18 protein-coding genes, 1 tRNA gene, 1 rRNA gene and 1 other RNA gene are annotated in these 20,859 nt (G+C 26.6%); all 21 read right to left on the reverse strand.

The window, feature by feature from the left end:
- Positions 1–15: 15 nt before the first annotated feature.
- Positions 16–1,248, reverse strand: coding sequence for a DUF6080 domain-containing protein (locus I2H23_RS07745; protein WP_442970792.1), 1,233 nt, complete (start codon positions 1,246–1,248; stop codon positions 16–18).
- 78 nt (positions 1,249–1,326) lie between these two features.
- Complete coding sequence (locus I2H23_RS07750; RefSeq protein ID WP_195581429.1) at positions 1,327–2,742, reverse strand: L,D-transpeptidase family protein; 1,416 nt, start codon at positions 2,740–2,742, stop codon at positions 1,327–1,329.
- A gap of 326 nt (positions 2,743–3,068) precedes the next feature.
- Positions 3,069–3,680, reverse strand: coding sequence for a DedA family protein (locus tag I2H23_RS07755; protein ID WP_195237145.1), 612 nt, complete (start codon positions 3,678–3,680; stop codon positions 3,069–3,071).
- 110 nt (positions 3,681–3,790) lie between these two features.
- Entirely contained in the window at positions 3,791–6,019 is a 2,229-nt protein-coding gene (locus I2H23_RS07760; protein WP_330615402.1) for a cell wall-binding repeat-containing protein, read from the reverse strand.
- A gap of 159 nt (positions 6,020–6,178) precedes the next feature.
- Positions 6,179–7,225, reverse strand: coding sequence for a UDP-glucose 4-epimerase GalE (galE, locus tag I2H23_RS07765; protein WP_092927393.1), 1,047 nt, complete (start codon positions 7,223–7,225; stop codon positions 6,179–6,181).
- 145 nt (positions 7,226–7,370) lie between these two features.
- Positions 7,371–8,288, reverse strand: a complete 918-nt coding sequence (gene galU, locus I2H23_RS07770) for a UTP--glucose-1-phosphate uridylyltransferase GalU (protein WP_092923848.1) — start codon at positions 8,286–8,288, stop codon at positions 7,371–7,373.
- Positions 8,289–8,463: 175 nt separating this feature from the next.
- Positions 8,464–9,507 carry an Ig-like domain-containing protein gene (locus I2H23_RS07775; protein WP_176698643.1) on the reverse strand — a complete coding sequence of 348 codons (1,044 nt, stop codon included), beginning with the start codon at positions 9,505–9,507 and terminating at the stop codon, positions 8,464–8,466.
- A gap of 708 nt (positions 9,508–10,215) precedes the next feature.
- A complete protein-coding gene (locus I2H23_RS07780) occupies positions 10,216–10,749 on the reverse strand; it encodes a glutathione peroxidase (protein ID WP_092923842.1) in 534 nt (177 codons plus the stop codon).
- 37 nt (positions 10,750–10,786) lie between these two features.
- The gene (gene trxA, locus I2H23_RS07785) at positions 10,787–11,104 is read right to left on the reverse strand and encodes a thioredoxin (RefSeq protein WP_195581431.1); all 318 of its coding nucleotides are present in this window, start codon (positions 11,102–11,104) and stop codon (positions 10,787–10,789) included.
- A 21-nt stretch (positions 11,105–11,125) separates the two neighbouring features.
- A complete protein-coding gene (locus I2H23_RS07790; RefSeq protein WP_092923836.1) occupies positions 11,126–12,022 on the reverse strand; it encodes an NAD(P)/FAD-dependent oxidoreductase in 897 nt (298 codons plus the stop codon).
- 43 nt (positions 12,023–12,065) lie between these two features.
- Positions 12,066–12,542 (reverse strand): glutathione peroxidase, encoded by a 477-nt coding sequence (locus I2H23_RS07795; RefSeq protein WP_195581432.1) that lies wholly within the window; start codon positions 12,540–12,542, stop codon positions 12,066–12,068.
- A 145-nt stretch (positions 12,543–12,687) separates the two neighbouring features.
- Positions 12,688–13,119: a MarR family winged helix-turn-helix transcriptional regulator gene (locus I2H23_RS07800; RefSeq protein WP_092923831.1), complete on the reverse strand. Its 432-nt coding sequence runs from the start codon at positions 13,117–13,119 to the stop codon at positions 12,688–12,690.
- 476 nt (positions 13,120–13,595) lie between these two features.
- Positions 13,596–14,789, reverse strand: coding sequence for a DHHW family protein (locus I2H23_RS07805; RefSeq protein WP_195581433.1), 1,194 nt, complete (start codon positions 14,787–14,789; stop codon positions 13,596–13,598).
- Positions 14,790–14,803: 14 nt separating this feature from the next.
- Entirely contained in the window at positions 14,804–16,180 is a 1,377-nt protein-coding gene (locus I2H23_RS07810) for an MBOAT family O-acyltransferase (protein WP_207741707.1), read from the reverse strand.
- A gap of 252 nt (positions 16,181–16,432) precedes the next feature.
- Positions 16,433–16,906 (reverse strand): DUF4358 domain-containing protein, encoded by a 474-nt coding sequence (locus I2H23_RS07815; protein WP_240294387.1) that lies wholly within the window; start codon positions 16,904–16,906, stop codon positions 16,433–16,435.
- Between the two features lie 41 nt (positions 16,907–16,947).
- Positions 16,948–17,799, reverse strand: coding sequence for a GDSL-type esterase/lipase family protein (locus tag I2H23_RS07820; RefSeq protein ID WP_195581436.1), 852 nt, complete (start codon positions 17,797–17,799; stop codon positions 16,948–16,950).
- A 657-nt stretch (positions 17,800–18,456) separates the two neighbouring features.
- Positions 18,457–18,798: RNase P RNA component class A (rnpB, locus tag I2H23_RS07825), an RNA gene on the reverse strand.
- Between the two features lie 332 nt (positions 18,799–19,130).
- Positions 19,131–19,697 carry a DUF2812 domain-containing protein gene (locus tag I2H23_RS07830; protein WP_195581437.1) on the reverse strand — a complete coding sequence of 189 codons (567 nt, stop codon included), beginning with the start codon at positions 19,695–19,697 and terminating at the stop codon, positions 19,131–19,133.
- A 90-nt stretch (positions 19,698–19,787) separates the two neighbouring features.
- Entirely contained in the window at positions 19,788–20,117 is a 330-nt protein-coding gene (locus I2H23_RS07835; RefSeq protein ID WP_195581438.1) for a PadR family transcriptional regulator, read from the reverse strand.
- A gap of 523 nt (positions 20,118–20,640) precedes the next feature.
- Positions 20,641–20,715, reverse strand: a tRNA-Thr gene (locus tag I2H23_RS07840).
- 65 nt (positions 20,716–20,780) lie between these two features.
- Positions 20,781–20,859: ribosomal RNA gene (locus I2H23_RS07845) — 23S ribosomal RNA — on the reverse strand; the annotation flags it as partial.

The raw sequence follows: 20,859 nt of genomic DNA on the forward strand, positions 1-20,859 counted from the left end.
CACCTTCTTTGTGTCTTATTTAGGATAATTATTCATACCTATTTCTAATATTTTTAAAAATCCTTGTATATTACTTATTATCATAGTTACTAGTACTACTACTAAGAATATAATGAATATTTTTGTATATTTTTTAGGTAAAGATTTTGCAAAATAAGCTAAAAGTATTATTATTGCAAATGAAAAATATATTGCCATTATGTTTGCATTTTTTAGGTTATATCCTATTATTCCATGTAATGTTATATTCGCAAGTATTGCCCCTAAACATAATTGAGGTATTCTTTCTTTATAGTGTTTTATACCTCCTATTATTGCACATACAAATAATACTAAAAATATTAGGAAAAATATCATATTAGGAAGTCCTTGTTGTAAAAACATCCCATTTTCAAATTTTGCACTAGGAAAATACATTGTTGGGTATAGTAATCTTACTAATGTCATCTTTAGTTTTTCAAACATAGGTATTACTTGTATAAATTTTGTATCACTTTTGACTATATCTTTTACCATGAAAAAGCTATTATATGCTCTTGATGATACGATAATTACATAAGCTGCTAATACAAATGCTCCAATATGCTTTGCCATTTTTTTGATGTTTATTTTAAACTCTAATAATAAGTTTATTCCATACATATATATATTGGTAAGAGTTATTCCGAATAAAGGTATTGCAGCTATATCTATCCAGTATGATTCTTTATTTTTAAGTTTATTTACTAAGAATACAAAGAATACTAATGATAACTGGCCATATATAAATCTCTCTACATTCATAGTCATAAATATTTGAGGGAATGAAAATACCATCATACTTATTATTAGTGCTAGTATTTCCCTTTTTATATTTAATTTCTTTATTGTACTATATACCATTGTTATTGACGCTGAACTTACTAATATTTGTAATAGTATTAACCCCATACCATATACATGGTTAAACCCTATATTAAAATTAGTAGCTATGTTCGTACTCAGTAAATGTATTGGATATCCTATTAATGATACTATCTGCATGAATAGTATATGTTTACTATTATCTTGCGCTAACGCAAATGTATTCCAATTAAATAATACACCTGTATCTGTATCTAATAATACATCATACGTATTATTTGTATCATAGAATATTGTTGTTTTTGAATAAAATATTATAGCTATTGCTAAGTATATAATTGCTACTGATATAAATAACAATATCTCTGATTTATGTTTTGCTATTTTTTCTGTCAAAGTTTCCACTCCTTTTTGCATAAGTTTATAGCTTGTTTATTATACCATATAATCTCTATTTTTATATATGAAAAAAGGGATGTATTTCTACATCCCCTCTCCGAAATCAATTATCACTCCATTTTCATCTATTATTACTCCATTACCTACTACTGTGTTTCTTTCCATCTCTCCATATTCATTAAAGTAATAGCTTTTACCATCTATCTCTACTATTCCTTTTTGAAGCACTCCATCACCATTAAAGTAATATGTTTTTTCATTTATATTTTGCCATCCTGTTCTAACTGCTCCATCAAATCCAAAGTAATACATATTTCCATCTAGTTCTTCCCATCTTTGTTGCATTGATCCATCTGGATTAAAGTAATATTTTTTACCATCTATTATTTGCCAACCAGTTCTTACTACTCCATCATTTCCAAAATAATATTTATTACCATCTAACTCTTGCCAGTACCATAATGATACTCCATTTAGTGGATTCAAATAATATCTTTTACCGCCTATTACTTGCCACTTTATTTTCATTACTCCGTTATTATCAAAGTAGCTTCTTCTACCTTTTACGACTTCTTGCCATCCTATTCTCATTATTCCATCATTTCCAAAGTAATATTTTTCATTACCTACTGTTTGAAGTCCTGTTCTTAACACTCCATCTGGTCCAAAATAATATTTATTACCATCTAGATATTGCCAATTCCAAAGTGCCACTCCATTTAATGGATTTAAGTAATATTTTTTCCCATCTATCACTTGCCACTTTATTTTCATTGCTCCATTGCTATCAAAGTAACTTTTTCTTCCCTTTACAACTTCTTGCCATCCTGTTCTCATTATCCCATCATTTGCAAAGTAATAGCTATTTCCATTTAAGTTTTTAAGACCTGTCTGCATTACTCCATTACCATCAAAGTAGTATTTCTTTCCTGATATTGTCTGCCATCCTGTTTTTATTTCATTTCCATCAGTTAAACTTATTTTATAGCCTGCTGCTATTTGTTTAAAGCTTTGGTCTGTATACTTTATTATTACTTCACTTTTATTTGGTATTTTTTCAAATAAATCTCTAATTTCCTTGTTGTGCATTCTTATACATCCACCTGATACATGTTTACCTATTGAGCTTTCATTATTGTTTCCATGTATTCCGTATGTTGTTCCATAAGTTAAGCCTACTTGAAGCCCTAACCATCTATCACCTAGTGGATTTCTAGGATCTCCTCCTGGTATTCCCCCTGAATAATATGGTCTATTTTTAATCTTATTTACTATTTTAAATTTTCCCTGTGGAGTTGGTGTACTTTTTTTGCCTGTTGCTACCCTGTATTCCCTAACAAACTTATTATTAACATAATATCCCATCCTATTAGTTTTTGAATTTATAACTAAGAGATGTTTACTTGCTGCTTCTATGTTTATTATGTTTATAAAAGAAAATGCTAATATTAATACCATTGTTGATATTATAGATATGTGTTTTTTTAGCTTTTTTTTCACTCTTATTCCTCCCCCCTGATTTCTAATATATTGCTTGAATTACTTAGTTAGACTTATTTAAGGGGGTTTCCTTTAGTGTTATTAATTGCTATTTTCCCTTATTTTTTCATTTACTTTTATTTTATTATTTTTATTTCATTATTTTTTGTTATGAAATTAAATTTTTTATTACTTTGTATATATATTTGTATATATATTATTACAATTAAAAATCCAATTTGCTAATTTAACTAATACTATCTAAATGTTTTATATAAAAAATCCCTTGAAATAATAACTATATTATCTCAAGGGACTTTTTACTATTATATTTTTAATATATAATCTTAGTTTTTACTTTTACAGTTTGATTTTTTTATGTTTTTTATAAATAGTATTATTACTATTCCAACTACTAATACTGTTGTCACCATTACTATAGTATTTATAATTCCGCCACTTGCTAATACTTTGTTTCCTATAAAGTATCCTCCACCTATTAATACTAAGTTCCAGAAAAGTATTCCTATACTTGAATATAGTATAAAATACCATACATTCATTTTCACAGTTCCAGCTACTAATGAAATAGCTGTTCTTGCTACAGGCACAAATCTAGATAACATTATAGCTGATTTATTATATTTTTTTATAAAATTATAAGATGCTGAAAGAGATTTTTTAGTTTTTGGAAACTTTTTTCTAATATAATCTAAAAGTCCATCTCCAAATTTTGCTCCTAACCAATAATTTAATAAAGATCCCACTATTCCCGCTATTGTTGTTGTTATAAGTATAGTCACAAAATCCATATCATATGATGCTCCTACCATACCTATAAGTGGTAGTACTACTTCACTAGGTAGTGGAAAATTTGCATATTCTAATGCTACTAATAAAAACATACTTATTAATCCATATTCTCTAATAAAAACTTCTAAAAACTGTTCTAAAGCCATTGAATCTCTCCATTTATAAATTTAGTCAGTTTCTATTATACATTATTACAGTTTCTATTAGTAGTCATAAATGGTTAGATTTTCTATATTTTATAATAACTTATGTTATTTTATATTTCAAAATATAATTCATATGTTTTGTATTCATCACTTTGATTAATTATTTCGTAGTTATTGTTTATATAATCTTTCTCTAAATTTTCTCCTAATATTATTTTATTTTTAGGTGTATTTACATCTTCTGTTATTTTATTTTCAACATATATAGAAGGGATCTTGCTGTATATAGTATCACTTGATTTTATTACATTTTCATCATTTAAACTATTTGTCACCCTTCCTTCTAATATAAGTTTTGATACACGATTTTTAATATAAGATTCATTTAAACTAATTGTAGATTTATTACTCTTTCCTACAATATTATCTACTTTAACATTTGAACTTGAAATACTTATAGCTGGTAAAATTTCCGATTGTGTTTCTATATTCATATTTTTAAGCTTTATATCTGAACACATTTGTATAGATATAGATTCTTGTCTTGATTTTATATTAAAATTTCTAAGCTCTACTCCATCATGACCTATAAATATTCCTGGATTTTGCAAACTTAGTGTCTCTATACTATAATTTTCTTCACCATTACTTCCATCTATAGTTACTTTATTATTTATATTTAAATAGTTGTTTGTTGCTATTTTAATATGATTTTCTAGTTTTATTATAGTTTCCTTGTCTTGTGATGCTATTTTTATATACTTTCTTATTTCATCTTCATTTTTTACAAATGCTATATTTTTATCTACTCCATCTAAGTTTTCTATTATTATATCTTCTTCTATGATATTGCCATATTTATCTTTTATGCTTTCTTTTTCTATTATTATCTTACTATCTTTACCTACAATTTCTTCTTGTAATTTTATTATTAGGTTGTTGTTATCTATTTTTACATCATCATATTTACTTAATTTAATATATTTTACTTCATCTAAAGTTGTATTAAAATCTTTATTTTCTAATTTTAATATACAATTAGGATCTACTTCTATTTTTATTTTTTCTTTTATATAATCTACATTGCTATCTATGTCTTCATCAAATTCTATGTTTATTATTCTCTTTTCATTATCAATACTATGATTCACATAATTGGGTGATAATTTATCTTCTATCTCTAGAGGTGGTTCTATTGTTGTTGGTGGTATCGATTCTTCTGGCTCTGTTGGTGGCTCTATTGGCGTTGGAGGTATTGATTCTTCCGGTTCTGTTGGTGGCTCTATTGGCGCTGGCGGTATTGATTCTTCTGGTTTTATTGATGGCTCTGTCGGTGGTGTTGGTTTTGTAGGTGGATTTACTGGTTTTAGTGGTTTATAATTTTCTTTAATACTAATTAGTTCATTCTTTGCATTTTTATGTATCCCATACCCAACTTGTATAAGTTTTTTTATTTCTTTTTCTTTTAGCACTTCTTTTTGAGTATTGTCAATACTTTCGCCTAATACTACAATAGGTGATTGTTCTTTTGTAGCTAATGGTGTTATTAATACTCCATCTACTAAATCTTCACTATTTCCTTTACAGTAGTATACTTTATTTAATTTATCAGGATAAAATTCTCTTATTATTTTCCCATTAGTTTCATATCTATCTTTACCACTTATTCTCTTTGGGTTTGGTAGTTTTTTCAATATTTCATTACATATTGAATCTTCCCCTCCTATAACATAAGTCTTATCTATATACTTATCTTTTATCCATTTATAACCATGTTCTATGTTATCACTTTTTGATAATATGATTGGGATATTTTTACTTCCTCCTACTGGTGCTATTGATATTGCATCTACTAAAGTTTCTTGTCCATTAACAACTATTACTTCATCACATTTTTCATTGCTTATGATGTTTATTTTATTTGCTATTTGGACTGATGTTTCATATCTATCTTTTCCACTTATTCTTTCAATGTTTAAGTTATTTTCTTTAATCTGATTTTCTACGTTTTCATGAATTACAGATTTCCCACCTATTATATATACTTTTTCTGTTTCTAGCCTTTTGATTTCTTCTATTGTTTTATTATCTATTTTGTTATATTTAGTTAGAAGTATTGGTGAGTTTATTTGAGATGCTAATATACTTGCACATAGCATATCTGGAATTGACTTTGAATTTACTATTATTACTTCTTTAGATATTTTAAAATTCTTAGATATTTCTATAGATGTTTCAAATCTATTTTCTCCTCCTATTATGCATTCTGATGCATATATTTGTATGGGAATTAGTGTGCTTAATATAGTTACTAAACTTATGAATTTTTTTATATCAATCTCTCCTTTTAATTATTTTTATTTTACATTATTTCCTTTTTATGCTTTTTTATAATAAATTTTAAACAAAATTTCATCTACTTAAATATTTATTTTCTTTGTAATTAAAAAAGCTATTTTAATATGTTCTACATAGAACCTATTAAAATAGCTTGTATACTATTCTTTGCCAATTGCTACTTCATCAAACTTTTTTACTTCATATCCATTTGGATTATTACTTTGCCATCTCCATGAATCTTCACACATCTCTTCTATTCCATACTTAGCTTTCCATCCAAGCTCTTTTTCTGCTTTTGAAGGGTCTGCATAGCAAGTTGCTATATCACCTTCTCTTCTTGGTGCTATTTTATATGGAATTTCTTTATTACTTGCTTTAGAAAATGCCTCTACAAGTTGTAATACACTATATCCTTTCCCTGTTCCAAGGTTGTATGTAACTAAACCTGGATTTTCATCTAGTTTTTCTAGTGCTTTTACATGTCCATATGCTAAGTCTAATACATGTATGTAATCTCTAACTCCAGTTCCATCTACTGTATCATAATCATTTCCAAATACATTTAAATATGGAAGCTGACCTACTGCAACTTTAGTTATATATGGCATTATATTATTTGGTATTCCAACTGGTTCTTCACCTATTCTTCCGCTCTTATGTGCACCTATTGGATTAAAATATCTAAGTATAGCTATATTTAAATCTTTATCTGCATAGCATATATCTCTTATCATATCTTCTATTATTAATTTCGTTCTTCCATATGGGTTTGTTACTGATAGTGGGAAGTCTTCTTTTATTGGGCAAGTTTTAGGACTTCCATATACTGTTGCTGATGAACTAAATACGAAGTTTTTAACATTATATTTTTTCATAAGTTCAAATAGGACTAGTGTAGTTATTAGATTATTTGAATAGTATTCAATAGGCATAGATACCGATTCTCCTACAGCCTTAAGTGATGCAAAATGTATTATGGAATCTATATTATTTTCTTCAAATACCTTATCCATCTTTTCTTTATCTGTAATATCTATTTCATAAAATTTTGGAGTTTTACCACTTAGCTCTATTATTCTATTTACAACCTCTTTGCTACTATTACATAAGTTGTCAACTATTATTACTTCATGGTTTTCTTCCAATAGCTTTATTACAGTATGGCTTCCTATGTACCCAGCACCACCACTTACTAAAACTGCCATATTCATCACATTCTTTCTCTAATATTTTTTATTTTTAAAGCCTAGTCATAATATTTTTGCATAAATTTATGTCTAGGCATACTTAATAGTTTAAATATATATTATTGTTTTTAGTCTTTGTTTTGGAATTTAAATATATAAACTATTACTCTTTATCTGATGCTACTTCTTTATCTGATACTAATTCTTTTTTATCTTCTTCATTTACTATTTTTCTCATGTAGTTCATTAAATCATCTCTTAAGTTATCTCTTTTTAAAGCAAAATCTATAGTTGCTTCTAAGAACCCAAACTTATCTCCTACATCGTATCTTCTTCCTTCAAAGTTGTATGCATATATTGCTTCTTGGTTTCCTAAAGTCTTAAGAGCATCTGTTAATTGTATTTCTCCACCTTTTCCTGGCTCTTGATTTTCAAGTATATCAAATATAGCTGGAGTTATTATATATCTTCCAAGTATAGCTATGTTTGATGGAGCTTCTTCAACAGCTGGTTTTTCAACCATGTCCTTAACTTTATAAACTCTATCTTCTATGTGTTTAACATCTAATATTCCATATTTACAAGTATCTTCTTTAGCAACTTCTTGTACTCCTAATATACTTGTTTTGTACTCATCATAAGCACCTATTAATTGCTTTAAACAAGGAGTTTCATTGTCAACTATATCATCTCCTAAAAGTACTGCAAATGGTTCGTTTCCTATGAAACTTTTAGCACAATGTATAGCATGACCTAATCCTTTTGGTTCTTTTTGTCTTATATAGTGTATATTTACCATATTAGATATATTTCTTACCATTTCTAACATTTCAGTTTTTCCTTTTTGCTCAAGTTCAAGTTCTAATTCAACAGACTTGTCAAAATGGTCTTCTATTGACTTTTTATTTCTTCCTGTTATTATTAATATTTCCTCTATACCTGATTCTATTGCTTCTTCTATTATATATTGTAAAGTTGGTTTATCTACTATTGGTAGCATTTCTTTTGGTTGAGATTTTGTAGCTGGTAAAAATCTTGTTCCTAATCCAGCCGCTGGTATTATAGCTTTTTTAACTGTCATCGCATTTACTTCCCTTCATAAATTAATATAATAATTTTCTATTGTATATTTATCTGTAATGTTATTAACATTTTAATTATCATTCTATATTATACAACAATTTTCAATTTAATGAAGTTTATTTGATAAACTTTATACTAAATTATCTAGTTTTATCATTTAAAGTAATATAATGCTACTTCATATTCATAAATTTAATACCTATACCTATACCAAATATAGCTATTGATGTCATCACTTCTGGTGTTAATAAACTACTTTCTTCTTTATTTTCTTCCTTCTTTACTTCTTGTTTTTGACTTTTCTCTTTGCTGTCTTCAATTTTATCATCATCGGTATTTGTCACTTCATTATTAGAGTTATTTTTTTTATCTATATTTACTTCGTTTACATTTATATCTTTGTCTATATTATTATCTGTTATATTATCATTATCAACATCTTTATCATCGCTTGAATCTAAATTTTCACCTTTATTTGATTCTTGATTATTTTCTTGTTTATCATTATTTATTGATGATACATCTCCTCCCACTTGAAGATACTTATATGCTCTACCACCAAATACTAAGTGCTTCCCATCTTTGTCTACATTTTCTTCAAAGTTATAGTATAAGTTATAATCTTTAAAGCTTTCTAAATCATCCCACAGTACATTACCTTCTACATATTTTCCATTATCACTTATATAGTTTGGTACTATTTGCTTGTTATCTAGATTATCTATACTATTATATATTCTGTACTTATTTTCTATTATGCTCTCAGTTCCAAGATCTATGATTTGATTTGATATATTTACACTTTTTAGTTTTCCATTTGTAAATAAGTTTTTTATTTCATTTATACTTTCTATATTATTATTTGATAAATCTATACTTTCTAGATTCGTTGCATATTCTAGGCCTGACAGACTTTTTATATTTTTATTGCTTCCATTATCTGAGCTTATACTTTTAAGACTTTCTATTTCTGATTTTGTTACAGACGAGTTTATATCACTTTTATCTAATTCTTTATTTATTGCTCTTTTTAAATTTACATCGCTTATGTTTATAATCTCACTTATTTCTTTTTCATCTATTGTTTCTTCATTATTTTCTGGTTCTATATTTTCTAATTCTTTATAGCATTTTTCCTCTGCATAAGAGTTAATTTCACTGATGCTAACCAATAAAAATATAGCAATTAACATTATTATGACCTTATTCTGCTTCACACGCTGATTCAATATTTATTCCTCCATAGTATCTTTTCTACCATTCTAGTATCTAAAACTTTATGATATTTTTATATATTAATTTTACGTATTGTAACTTTTATTATTTATAGTGAAATTATTAATTATAAAAAGCTCCACCAAATAATTTAGTTTATTCTTTTTACTTATACCTTTCATAATTAAATCATTTCATTTATTTTTTATTACTTGTTATTATATATTCTTATGATTCACTAACTATATCATTAGCCTTTTTATCTTGATCTACATTTATACTCTAAAAATTTTTATGCTAAAACAAAGAAAAACAATACTATATTATGGAATATATGGTGAAAAGTATAATTAATATATTGTAAGCCTTATATTGCAATTAATTGATTTTGATTATATATAATCAAATAGTATAATCAAACTAGAATTACAATATAAAAACCACATTCATCTACTTATTAATAGTAAATGGATGTGGTTTTTATATTATTTTACTAAACTACTCCCAAGTTCGCATTATATTAATAATGCGAATTAAAAAATATTATTTTTATACAATAGATTTTAATGTAATAATTGTATTTTTCATTATACTTTTTTTATTTATAAAAATACTAAGTCATCTGACTTAGTATTTTGTTTTTATTAATACTTCTAGGTTGTATACTATTTTTATAATAATCTTTAAATTTACTTAAAGTATTAATTAATCTATTTAAGTAAGCTTTCAATATCTTTTTCTATCTTTTCTGGCTCACAAGTTGGAGAATATCTTTTTATTACATTCCCATTTCTATCAACAAGGAATTTAGTAAAGTTCCATTTTATTTCATCACCTTCTGTTGTGAATCCACCTTGCTTAAGCATAGCATAAAGACCTTCTGAAGCAGCATCTTCTTCTGCATTTGGAGCTTGCTCTCTTAAGTATTTGTATAACTCAGATGCATTTTCTCCGTTAACATCTATTTTAGCAAAAGTCTTAAAAGTAGTATTGTATTTAAGTTGACAGAAAGTTACTATTTCCTCATTAGTTCCTGGTGCTTGCCCGAAGAATTGATTACATGGGAAATCTAATATTTCAAACCCCTTATCATTGTATTTATCATATATTTTTTGAAGACCTTCATATTGTGGAGTAAATCCGCATCCAGTTGCAGTATTTACAATAAGTAATACTTTTCCTTCATAGTCTTTCATTGTAGCCTCATTGCCACCTATTTCTTGTACATTGAAAGTATATATCATATTTAATCTCTCCTTTTATTTTATTATTATAGATTTATTATTTGTTTAAGCAATTTTCTATTTTTTCAGCAAGAATTTCTTTTGGTGAGAACCCTACTATCATATCTTGCTTTTGACCCTCTTTGAAAATTGCTATTGTAGGTAGTCCAGCAACACCATACTCCTGTAGTATATTTACAGACTCATCTGCATCTACCTTTATAAATTTAACGCTATCCTTCATTTCTTCTGCTAAACTATCAATTATCGGAGATAGCATTTTACATGGACCACACCATGTTGCAAAAAAGTCTACAACAACAACTCCTTCGCTAATTTTATTTGCAAATTTACTTTCATTTATTATTTCAACCATTTTTGAACCTCTTATTCTTTTCTATAATGCAATTTCATTTATTTTATTTTTTGAACATCTTTTTAGCTCATCTATATATGACACAGCTGATAATGCAGCGATATTTCCTTCACCTGCTGATTTTATATATTGGTATGGAGTTCCAACAATATCACCAGCTGCAAAACATCCTTTTAAATTAGTCTGCATTTTTCTATCTACTTTTACATGATTTCCATCCAGCTCTAACCCTGGAACAAGTTGCCCTGGCGATATACTATCTCTAAGGATAAATATTCCGTCAGTATCTATTTCTGAATTTTTTAGAACTAACTTTTCTACTTTCATACTACCTTGTATTTCTAATGGAGTATCATTTATTATTTCTATTTTTTCGTCAACTTCAACTTCTTCTTTATACATTGGTATATAGTAAACCTTAGATGCAATTGTACCTATAAAGTTCGCCTCATCTTCATCATGCTTATTATAAGCAATTATTGCAACAACTTTATCTTTGTAAAGAGGAGCATCACAAGTAGCACAATATCCTACACCTTTACCTAAATATTCTTCTTCACCTTTAAATGTCTTTCCGAAATTAACACCAGTGGCTAATATTACAGCAGATACTTCATAAATCTTATCCTTTGCCATTAATGAGTAGTAATCTCCCATAGCATATATGTTGTTTATCTTTTCTTCTGTAATTTCTATATCCATTGACTCAAGATGGTTCATGAATTCATCTCTTATTTCTTTTCCACCTTTTCCATAGAACCCTAAGTAGTTATTTATCTTTTCTGCTTTAGTAAGCTTTCCACTAAGCTCTTTAGTTCCAAATATTATAAAACTCTTCTTTCTTATTTTGGCATTTAATGCTGCTGATAATCCAGCAGGACCACTACCTATTATAGCTAAATCATATCTTTCGCTCATATTATCTTACTCCTCTTTATATTTTTAATAGAAAATACTACTTTTATGGTAGTAATTTTTCTATATCTTTTCTTATTTTACTAGGAGTTGTAGTAGGTGCAAATCTATCAACAACATTACCTTCAGCGTCTATAAGGATTTTAGTAAAGTTCCATTTTATTTTATTTCCTAATATTCCTTTTGCATTACCCTTTAAGTATTTATATATTGGATGTGCATTTTCTCCATTAACATCTATCTTTTCGAACATTGTAAATGTAACTCCATAATTTACAAGACAGAAGTCACTTATTTCTTTGTTTGAATCTAACTCTTGATTAGCAAATTGACCACAAGGGAATCCAAGTATTTCAAACCCTCTATCTTTATAGTCTTTGTACATTTCTTCAAGTTCTGTTAATTGTGGAGTAAGCCCACATTTACTAGCTGTATTTACAACTAATAACACCTTTCCTTTATACTCATCCATTTTAACTTCTACACCATTCATTTTATTTGCAGTAAAATCATAAAATTTCATAATATATCCCTCCAAATATCTTTAATTTATATAAATTTAATTTAATTCAATCGATTAGTATATAAAAATTAATATAATTGATGCATGAAAGTATCAATGTAATCAAAGATGATGAATTCACTTAAAAAGTGAACTACATCTTTAATTATATAAAACCTTCTAATATCTTATCTAAATAATATTTAAGTTGAATAGCATCTTCTCCAGAAATTTTAGACTCGCAAAATACTTTTTCTGGAATTGTAATAGCTTCATCTTTAAGTTGTCTTCCATTTTCAGTAAGCTCAACAATTACAATTCTATCATCTTCTTTACTTCTGTACTTTACTATAAACCCCATAGACTCAAGCTTTTTTAATACAGGAGTAAGAGTTCCAGAATCTAAATGAAGTTTTCTTCCAAGTTCTTTAAATACTATCTTTTCCTCTTCCCACATTACAAGCATTGCAATATACTGAGTATACGTAAGATTGAATTTATCAAGATAAGGCTTATATAGCTTTATTATCTCTCTTGATAATGCATATAAAGGAAAGCAGATCTGGTTTTCCAATTTTAAAACATCGTATTTACCCATAGCAGCCTCTTTCTTGTAATTATTTTAATTAATTAAAATTTAATTTAGCTCAATTAATTTATCTTTATAATAATCGATATTTTTTTAGTTGTCAATAATAAAGTAAATATATTGTTGGTTTCCTATAAATTATTAATCATTTTTCTAATTCAAAAATTTCTTATTCGTGGATTTATTCTTTTACTAATATTAAAATCATAGGAATTGAGCTTAGTATAAATCTATCTCTTAATTAATAATTACTTCGTAATATATAACAATTGTGATTTAATTAGATTATATCATTATAGCTTGATTATTGATTATATATTTTACCTTATATTTATAAATAATAACGATAAAAAAAGATACTGTATATTAGCCATACAGTATCTAAATTAGTAGTTTGATTATATAAATTTTACCCTATATAATATAAAATAGTATTGTTTTTCTTTGTTAATACTTATCTATTATTATTTTACTTAAAATAGTATTTATATATTATTTAAAACTGGTGCTAATGTATTATCAGAGAAAAATGTATTAGCATTATATAAATAAAGCATATCAGTTACATTTTCTTTGTCTATTAATTTTTCTATATCTTCATAGAAATATCTAGGGTCAACCATTATTATCTCGCTAAAATAAGGAGTTAAAAACTGAACCATACTATTTGCATAAGAATCCTTAACTAATAATAGCTTTCTATCACTAGTTGATGTTGTATTTATCTTAACTAATGGATGGTTACCTCCTAAGAATATTCCGTACTTATCCTTAGTTTTTAACTTTTCACTATCATATATAGATGGTGCTTTTTTCTTTTCCTCAACATAATTAACTACTACTTGATCATTATCATCCTTTGGAATATATACATCTATAGTATCAGTATCCTTAGATGCAAATCCACTTTTTGAGTATAATGTTCCATAAAAATCATTAGCTACCGGTTCTATATTATATTCTTTTCCTTTATTATCTAACTTCATAGCTTTAGCAGTTTCTAAAAATCCATAATAAGCTCCTAAAGTCGTCCAGTGATGGTCTGTTTTATAGTATATATATTCATCCTTATGTTTATCTAGTGCATTATATGAATCTATAAAGTTTATTTTATTATCTAAAGATTTATTTAAATCATCTAGATATTTCTTTTGATCTAATACTGGAGCATATGTAGGTAATTTATCATCTAGTATGCTAATTGCATTTGGTGCTATAAACATATATTGATTTATATCCTTATGCTTTTTAGCAAAGTCATTTATAGCTTTTATATTTTCATTTAAATTTTCTTTATCTGGCTTACTAAACCCTTCCATAAGATATCCATCATCACATATATATACTCCGTTGTTTTGTTTTTTTCCAAGCATTCTATCTATATGTGACTTTACATTTATAAAGAAATCTCTTCCTATAAATTGGTCTACCTTATACTTTTCATATTTTGTTGTAAATCTACCTTCTAATAGTCTCTCAAAGGTAAACTTTGGTTTCTTTGCAAGCATTCTATTTTCCGATTCTGAAAAGTCTTTATCCTTAGCTACAATATTTAATGTAAATACCGAAAATACAAATACTAAAAATACTAAAGTTAAAGTTTTAAAATATCTATTTTTATATCTAATTTGTTTATATATTTTGGATTCATTTTTATTTTTTAAGCATCTTTTTTTCATAATAATCTCCCTTCCTAGAATCTAAAGTATAAGAAAGGATTGTAGGTTGCATTTACTAGATATGCCGTTGCTATAAATAGTATTATTAAATTTATAGCTATTCCTAGTATAATACCCCATTTTTTCTTATACACTATTTTTTTGTATACTATGTTAACTATTGGTGTTGAACATAGTATTATAGGAATTAAAATTATTATATTTGTATATAAATAATACATAAAAGTACTATCTATAATTGGATTTCCATTTAATCCAAACATAACACTTATATACAAAAGTCCAGTTCCTAGATTATCATATGAGAAAAATACCCATCCTATCATAACTAGTATCATAGTGTATAAATGTCTTATAAATGATGGAATACTTTCTAATACATTTTTTAAGAATATCTTCTCTATAAAAAGTATTACTCCATAGTATAGTCCCCAAACTATAAAGTTCCAACTAGATCCATGCCATAAACCTGTTAAAAACCATACTACAAATAAGTTTCTAACTTGCTTTGGTATAGAACATCTATTACCACCTAATGGTATATATACATATTCTCTAAACCAGCTTCCAAGACTTATATGCCATCTTCTCCAAAACTCCGTAACACTTTTAGATACGTATGGATAGTTGAAGTTTTCTATAAAGTCAAATCCAAACATTTTTCCAAGACCTATTGCCATATCACTATATCCACTAAAATCAAAGTATATTTGAAGTGTGTATGCTATTATTCCTAGCCATGATGTAAGCACTGAAATAGAGTTTATATCCATTGCTTGTACACTTGTAAATAACATACCTATGTTGTTTGCAAATAAAACTTTCTTTCCTAGACCTTGTATGAATCTTTCTGCACCTTCTCCAAATTTACTAACAGTTTCTTTTCTATTATCTATTTGGTAGTCTATATCAGAATATCTAACTATAGGTCCTGCTACAAGTTGTGGAAACATAGATACATAAAGTCCAAATGATATAACACTTTTTTGGACTTTTACCTTATTTAAATACACATCTACTACATAAGATAGTGTTTGGAATGTGTAAAAAGATATTCCTATAGGTAAAGGTAGTTGTGAATAGGAAATATTTAAAGAAAATAAAGTATTTATATTTTCTATTAGGAAACCATAATATTTAAAAAATCCTAATATTCCTAAGTTAACTACTATTGTGAGTATAAATATACCCTTTGACAAACTTTTGCCTCTATGCTTGTCTATAATAAGCCCCATAATATAATCAAATATGGTTGTAAATATCATTAAAAATACATACACAGGCTCTCCCCATGCATAAAACACTAAACTTATAAGAAGTAATATAAAATTTCTAAAACTTCTAGGAGCTATATAATATAGCATTAGTGTTATAGGTAAAAAAGTAAACATAAAAATTATACTACTAAAAACCACACCTTTACCTACTTTCTATTTTCTTTATTTAATTAAATTAATCAATTTTTACTTAATACTATTACTTTTAAATATAAATATTTATTTAAAGCAAATTTCAAATCTTAATAAATATTAATTTAAAACTTTCTCATTTTATAAAGTATACGTTAATTGACTTTTATATCGATACAAATCATATATTTTGCATAATTTGCCATTTGTATATTGTATTTATTTTAAACTATATTACTTAACAATACTTTCTTTAAAAGCCTCTTTCATTTCTTCTGCTTTTTGCGATACAGCAAAAAATATGTACTTACCTTTAACTTTTAATTCATAATTATCTAAAAGCTCACATTGCTTTGGTCCATATCCACTAAAGCTTTCTAATTGTTTATTAACTCTAGAGTCTATAACATCTTCTGTGAACTGAACTTGACTTTCATCCTTAACTTTTACTATTAACATCTCATCTACATCCATAGTAGACTTTGGAGTGTATAATATAAAACCATCTAAGTCATTTGAATTTAATCCATAGTATCTTTTTAAAGTTTTGCTATTTCCTTTTTCCATCTTATCTAAGCTAACTTTACTACTTATATCTTTTTCTATATCTTCTAGTTTCTTATTTTGATTAATTCCACATCCGCTCATAAAAATCATAGAAAACATAACTACAAGAATCATTAGACTAACTTTTAATTTCTTTTTCAATATAATCACTTCCCTTATAGATTTGTCCATAAATGCTAATCTTATAAATTCATTTGTGATACCATAGAATTTAACCACAATTTATAAGCACTTGGTAGAAAGTGTATTCCATCTGGTTCATAATACTTAGAGTCTAAAGTACCTACATTTATATATCTAATTCCTAATTCACTGCACATATTTTCTAATGCTATATTAAAACTATCTAAATTTTTAAGCATAGGTTGTTTGTTTATGGCTTTTTGTTGTACTGGGAAAATAGATGTTAGATAAATTTTAGAACTTGGTAACTTACTTTGAACTTCTTTGATTAGTTTTTCATAGCTTTTTATAAAATCTTTAGGATTACTGTATAATTCTAAGTCATTCATTCCATAAGTCATAATTACATTTGAAGGTGATAAATCTACTACGGTTGATACATCATCTTTTGCCTCTACAGTAGTTCTACCTTTATAGGCAACTACTGATGAGCCACTTAATATCTCATACTCTGTAAGACCTTCCGCCCTTGAATCTCCCATTATAACTGAGTTTTCAAACAAAGTGCTATAGTCTACCTTCTTATTTTTATCTTTAGATTCATTCTCTTCTTTTTTACGTTTAATATCATTTATTTCTTCTTGAATCTCTGTAATATTTTTACTTTCTAATCGCTTTACTGCTTTTACACCTGACTCTACTGTTTTATCACTATTAGCCATTTCAAATACTTCATTGCTATTAGTATTATCGTTGTTATTCTTGTCTTTACTTATTTCTTTACTATTACTAATTTTTTCATTACCTGAGTTTTTCATTTCTCCTCTAATTACTGTGAATAGGGCTAGTATAGCTACTAGTGGTAAAAATGTTGCTATCGCTACTCTTTTTTTATTAAGTTTTCTTTTCATAGTAGTTCTACCCTTCTCTTAGTTACTTTTTAATTATTATGAATTCTATTATAATATAAATAAAATTTTTTATTAAATGTAATTTTTTCTAATTCTAACTTTCTCAATTTAAAATCTATGTTTATATATTTTTTTATATAAACATTTCTGTATTGTTTATATTTATTTATATAATCGATTATCTAAATAAATAAATATAATATTATCACTTTAATCTTTATTTAGATATAAGCACCACCTCTTGTCGAATTTTGTAAGTTGCAATGCTAATTATAAGGTAATACTTTTGGTTAGTAAAGGAACAAATTGGATAAACAATATGTCAGAAATGTAACAATTTTACCTGAAACTTTTTACAATAATTTAATTCAATATATTCTAATATATGTATAAACTTATACATATATTATCAATGCTTCTCTTGGTATATAGGTCTATTTTAATATTAGATATGATATTTTAAAAAGATTATTTGAAATTTTAAAAATATAGTTAATATAGATTTTTTTATTTTTCAGTACATTTTATGCATAAGCTCTATAGCTTCTTTTAACTCCAATATTTATCCTCTTTATTTTTCGATATACTCAATTTAGTTTAATTATTTTTTACATAAATTTGTGCAATAAAAAAACACTAGCTAAACTAGTGTTATAAATAATAAGCAAGTCTATAAGCGGAGTTCTGTATTTGACAATCATCTTTCTAGGCTTATTGTCACCAATAAACTCAAGCGGCCTACCAACCGGAGGGTACGAGCAATACCCTTTTTATCCTATTCTGGCCTTGCTCCAGGTGGGGTTTACACGGCTTTGCTAGTCACCTAGCAAACGGTGAGCTCTTACCTCACCTTTTCATCCTTACCACAAAAGTGGCGGTTATTTTCTGTTGCACTTTCCTTAAGATCACTCTCACTAGGCGTTACCTAGCACCCTGCTCTATGGAGCTCCGACTTTCCTCACGTAGCTAAAAGCTACCCGCGATTGTCTGGCTTACTTAATATTTAATTGATGTATATAATATATCATATATTATTATTTATGTCAAAATTTAAATTTTACCTATATTTCTATCATATGGACTAATAATTCAACTTTTCCTTGTTCTATAATCGATCATATTTATACAACTAATATGCCTGTTCAAAAGGATTATTACTAATTCATTAGTTTAGTAATATATGATTATATTTATAATAAATAATATAATTACTTAAGCAAAACTACTGATGATAATAAGTTAATTTATGTTTTAATAGTTATTTATTATAATAATTAATTAGCCCTATAGGTATTATCTAATATTTTATATACGTTTTAGAATTGTAATCATTAATTTTTAGCTGATAATATTGCTTTTTTCATCTTGTTTTTAATACACATACTACATGGTATTAAAGCTATAAAAAATCCAAAAGCTCCTCCTGCTATCATATAAATAATAAGTTTTAGGCATTCATATACACTTGAATCTATTGCTATATTCTCCATTATATAAGTTATTAAACCTGCTATTATAGCTATTACTACTGAGTAAATCGCGGTTTTTTTAACACCTTTATTCATAGCCTTGTATTTAAGTCCTAAAGTATATCCATCACTATATATAGGATGTATTCCTTCTGGTGCCTTAAAAAAATGAAAGACATCATAAGAAGTTACATGAGTCCATCCGCTTTCTTCTATTAATTCTATATAAGAATCTAAATCATCTTTATTTTCATTATAATCAACACAGTATATAAGATTTTGAGGTTCTCCTTTTACAAGCTTATAAGATAACTTCTCAAAATTATCAAATATCCATCCTTCTTTAGCTAATTTTCCTAGCTTTTTCATTTCTTTTTCTTCCGCAAATCCTAATCCCATTGATGCTATATATTTTACATTTTTACTCATAATTATCACCTTTTTAATATCATTAATTTATTATATTTACCCTTTATAACTAATCTACATTATCATTAAATCGTTTTGATTTACTTATATCTATCTCTCTAATCTACTAAAGGCCTCTGCACCATGAAGAGCCATCTTATATCTTCTTTCTTTTTCCATAGTTATAACTTTTAGTCCTCTCTCTGTAAGCTTATATATCTTTCTTCTTCCTTCTTCTCCAGCTAATTCTATATAATCTTGTTCTTGCATCTTCTTTAGCATAGTATATAAGGTAGCAGGCCCTATTATAACTTCTTTTTCAGTCAACTCATCTATATATTTACTAATTCCATAACCATGCATAGGTACTAATAATGCTAAAAGTATATAATACCCTGATTCCGTTAACTGCTCTTCTTGTAGTGAATTATTTCTACTCACTCTACTCACTTCCTTTCTATAGGTATAAACCTAGTTCAATATTTAATCTCTCTTTAGCTTTACATTTTTATTTTTTGCGCATATTCAAATATTTTTTCTACATGTTTAATGGAATCTTTTTTACCCATATTAACTATTGCTGATTCGTTTATTCTACTTATAACAGCTAACTTAACAACAAAACATAAATCAAAAATTATTATTAAAGCTACTCAACCACTAATACCTATTTACTCCCACATAATCTACTCTTCTCTTGTACTTATATGTCTAGGTATTGATTAAACAATTTTACTATCTATACCTCTATATCATTAATTAATATATCCATTATTGATATATCTAATTACAATATATCATAATTAGATTATATTGTGTATAAATTTTATTATAAAATATAATTTATATATAATATTTATTTTTATATAATATAAAACTCTATATTTTGATTTATCATTAGTTATAATATTGCAAGTAATTTATTATAACAAAAAAGACTATGTATAAATACATAGTCTTTTACTGGAGCTGGTGATAGGAATCGAACCTACAACCTGCTGATTACAAGTCAGCTGCTCTACCGTTGAGCCACACCAGCATATTATTTTTTTGATTAAGTTTAGTACCCTCAAAACTGCATATCATTTAGTCAATCATTTTATTTTGGTCAAGTCCTCGACCTATTAGTATCGATAAGCTAAATACATTACTGCACTTACACCTTCGACCTATCAACCAGGTA

The sequence above is a fragment of the Romboutsia sp. BSD2780061687b_171204_C1 genome (assembly GCF_015560225.1).
Taxonomy (GTDB): domain Bacteria; phylum Bacillota; class Clostridia; order Peptostreptococcales; family Peptostreptococcaceae; genus Romboutsia_C; species Romboutsia_C hominis.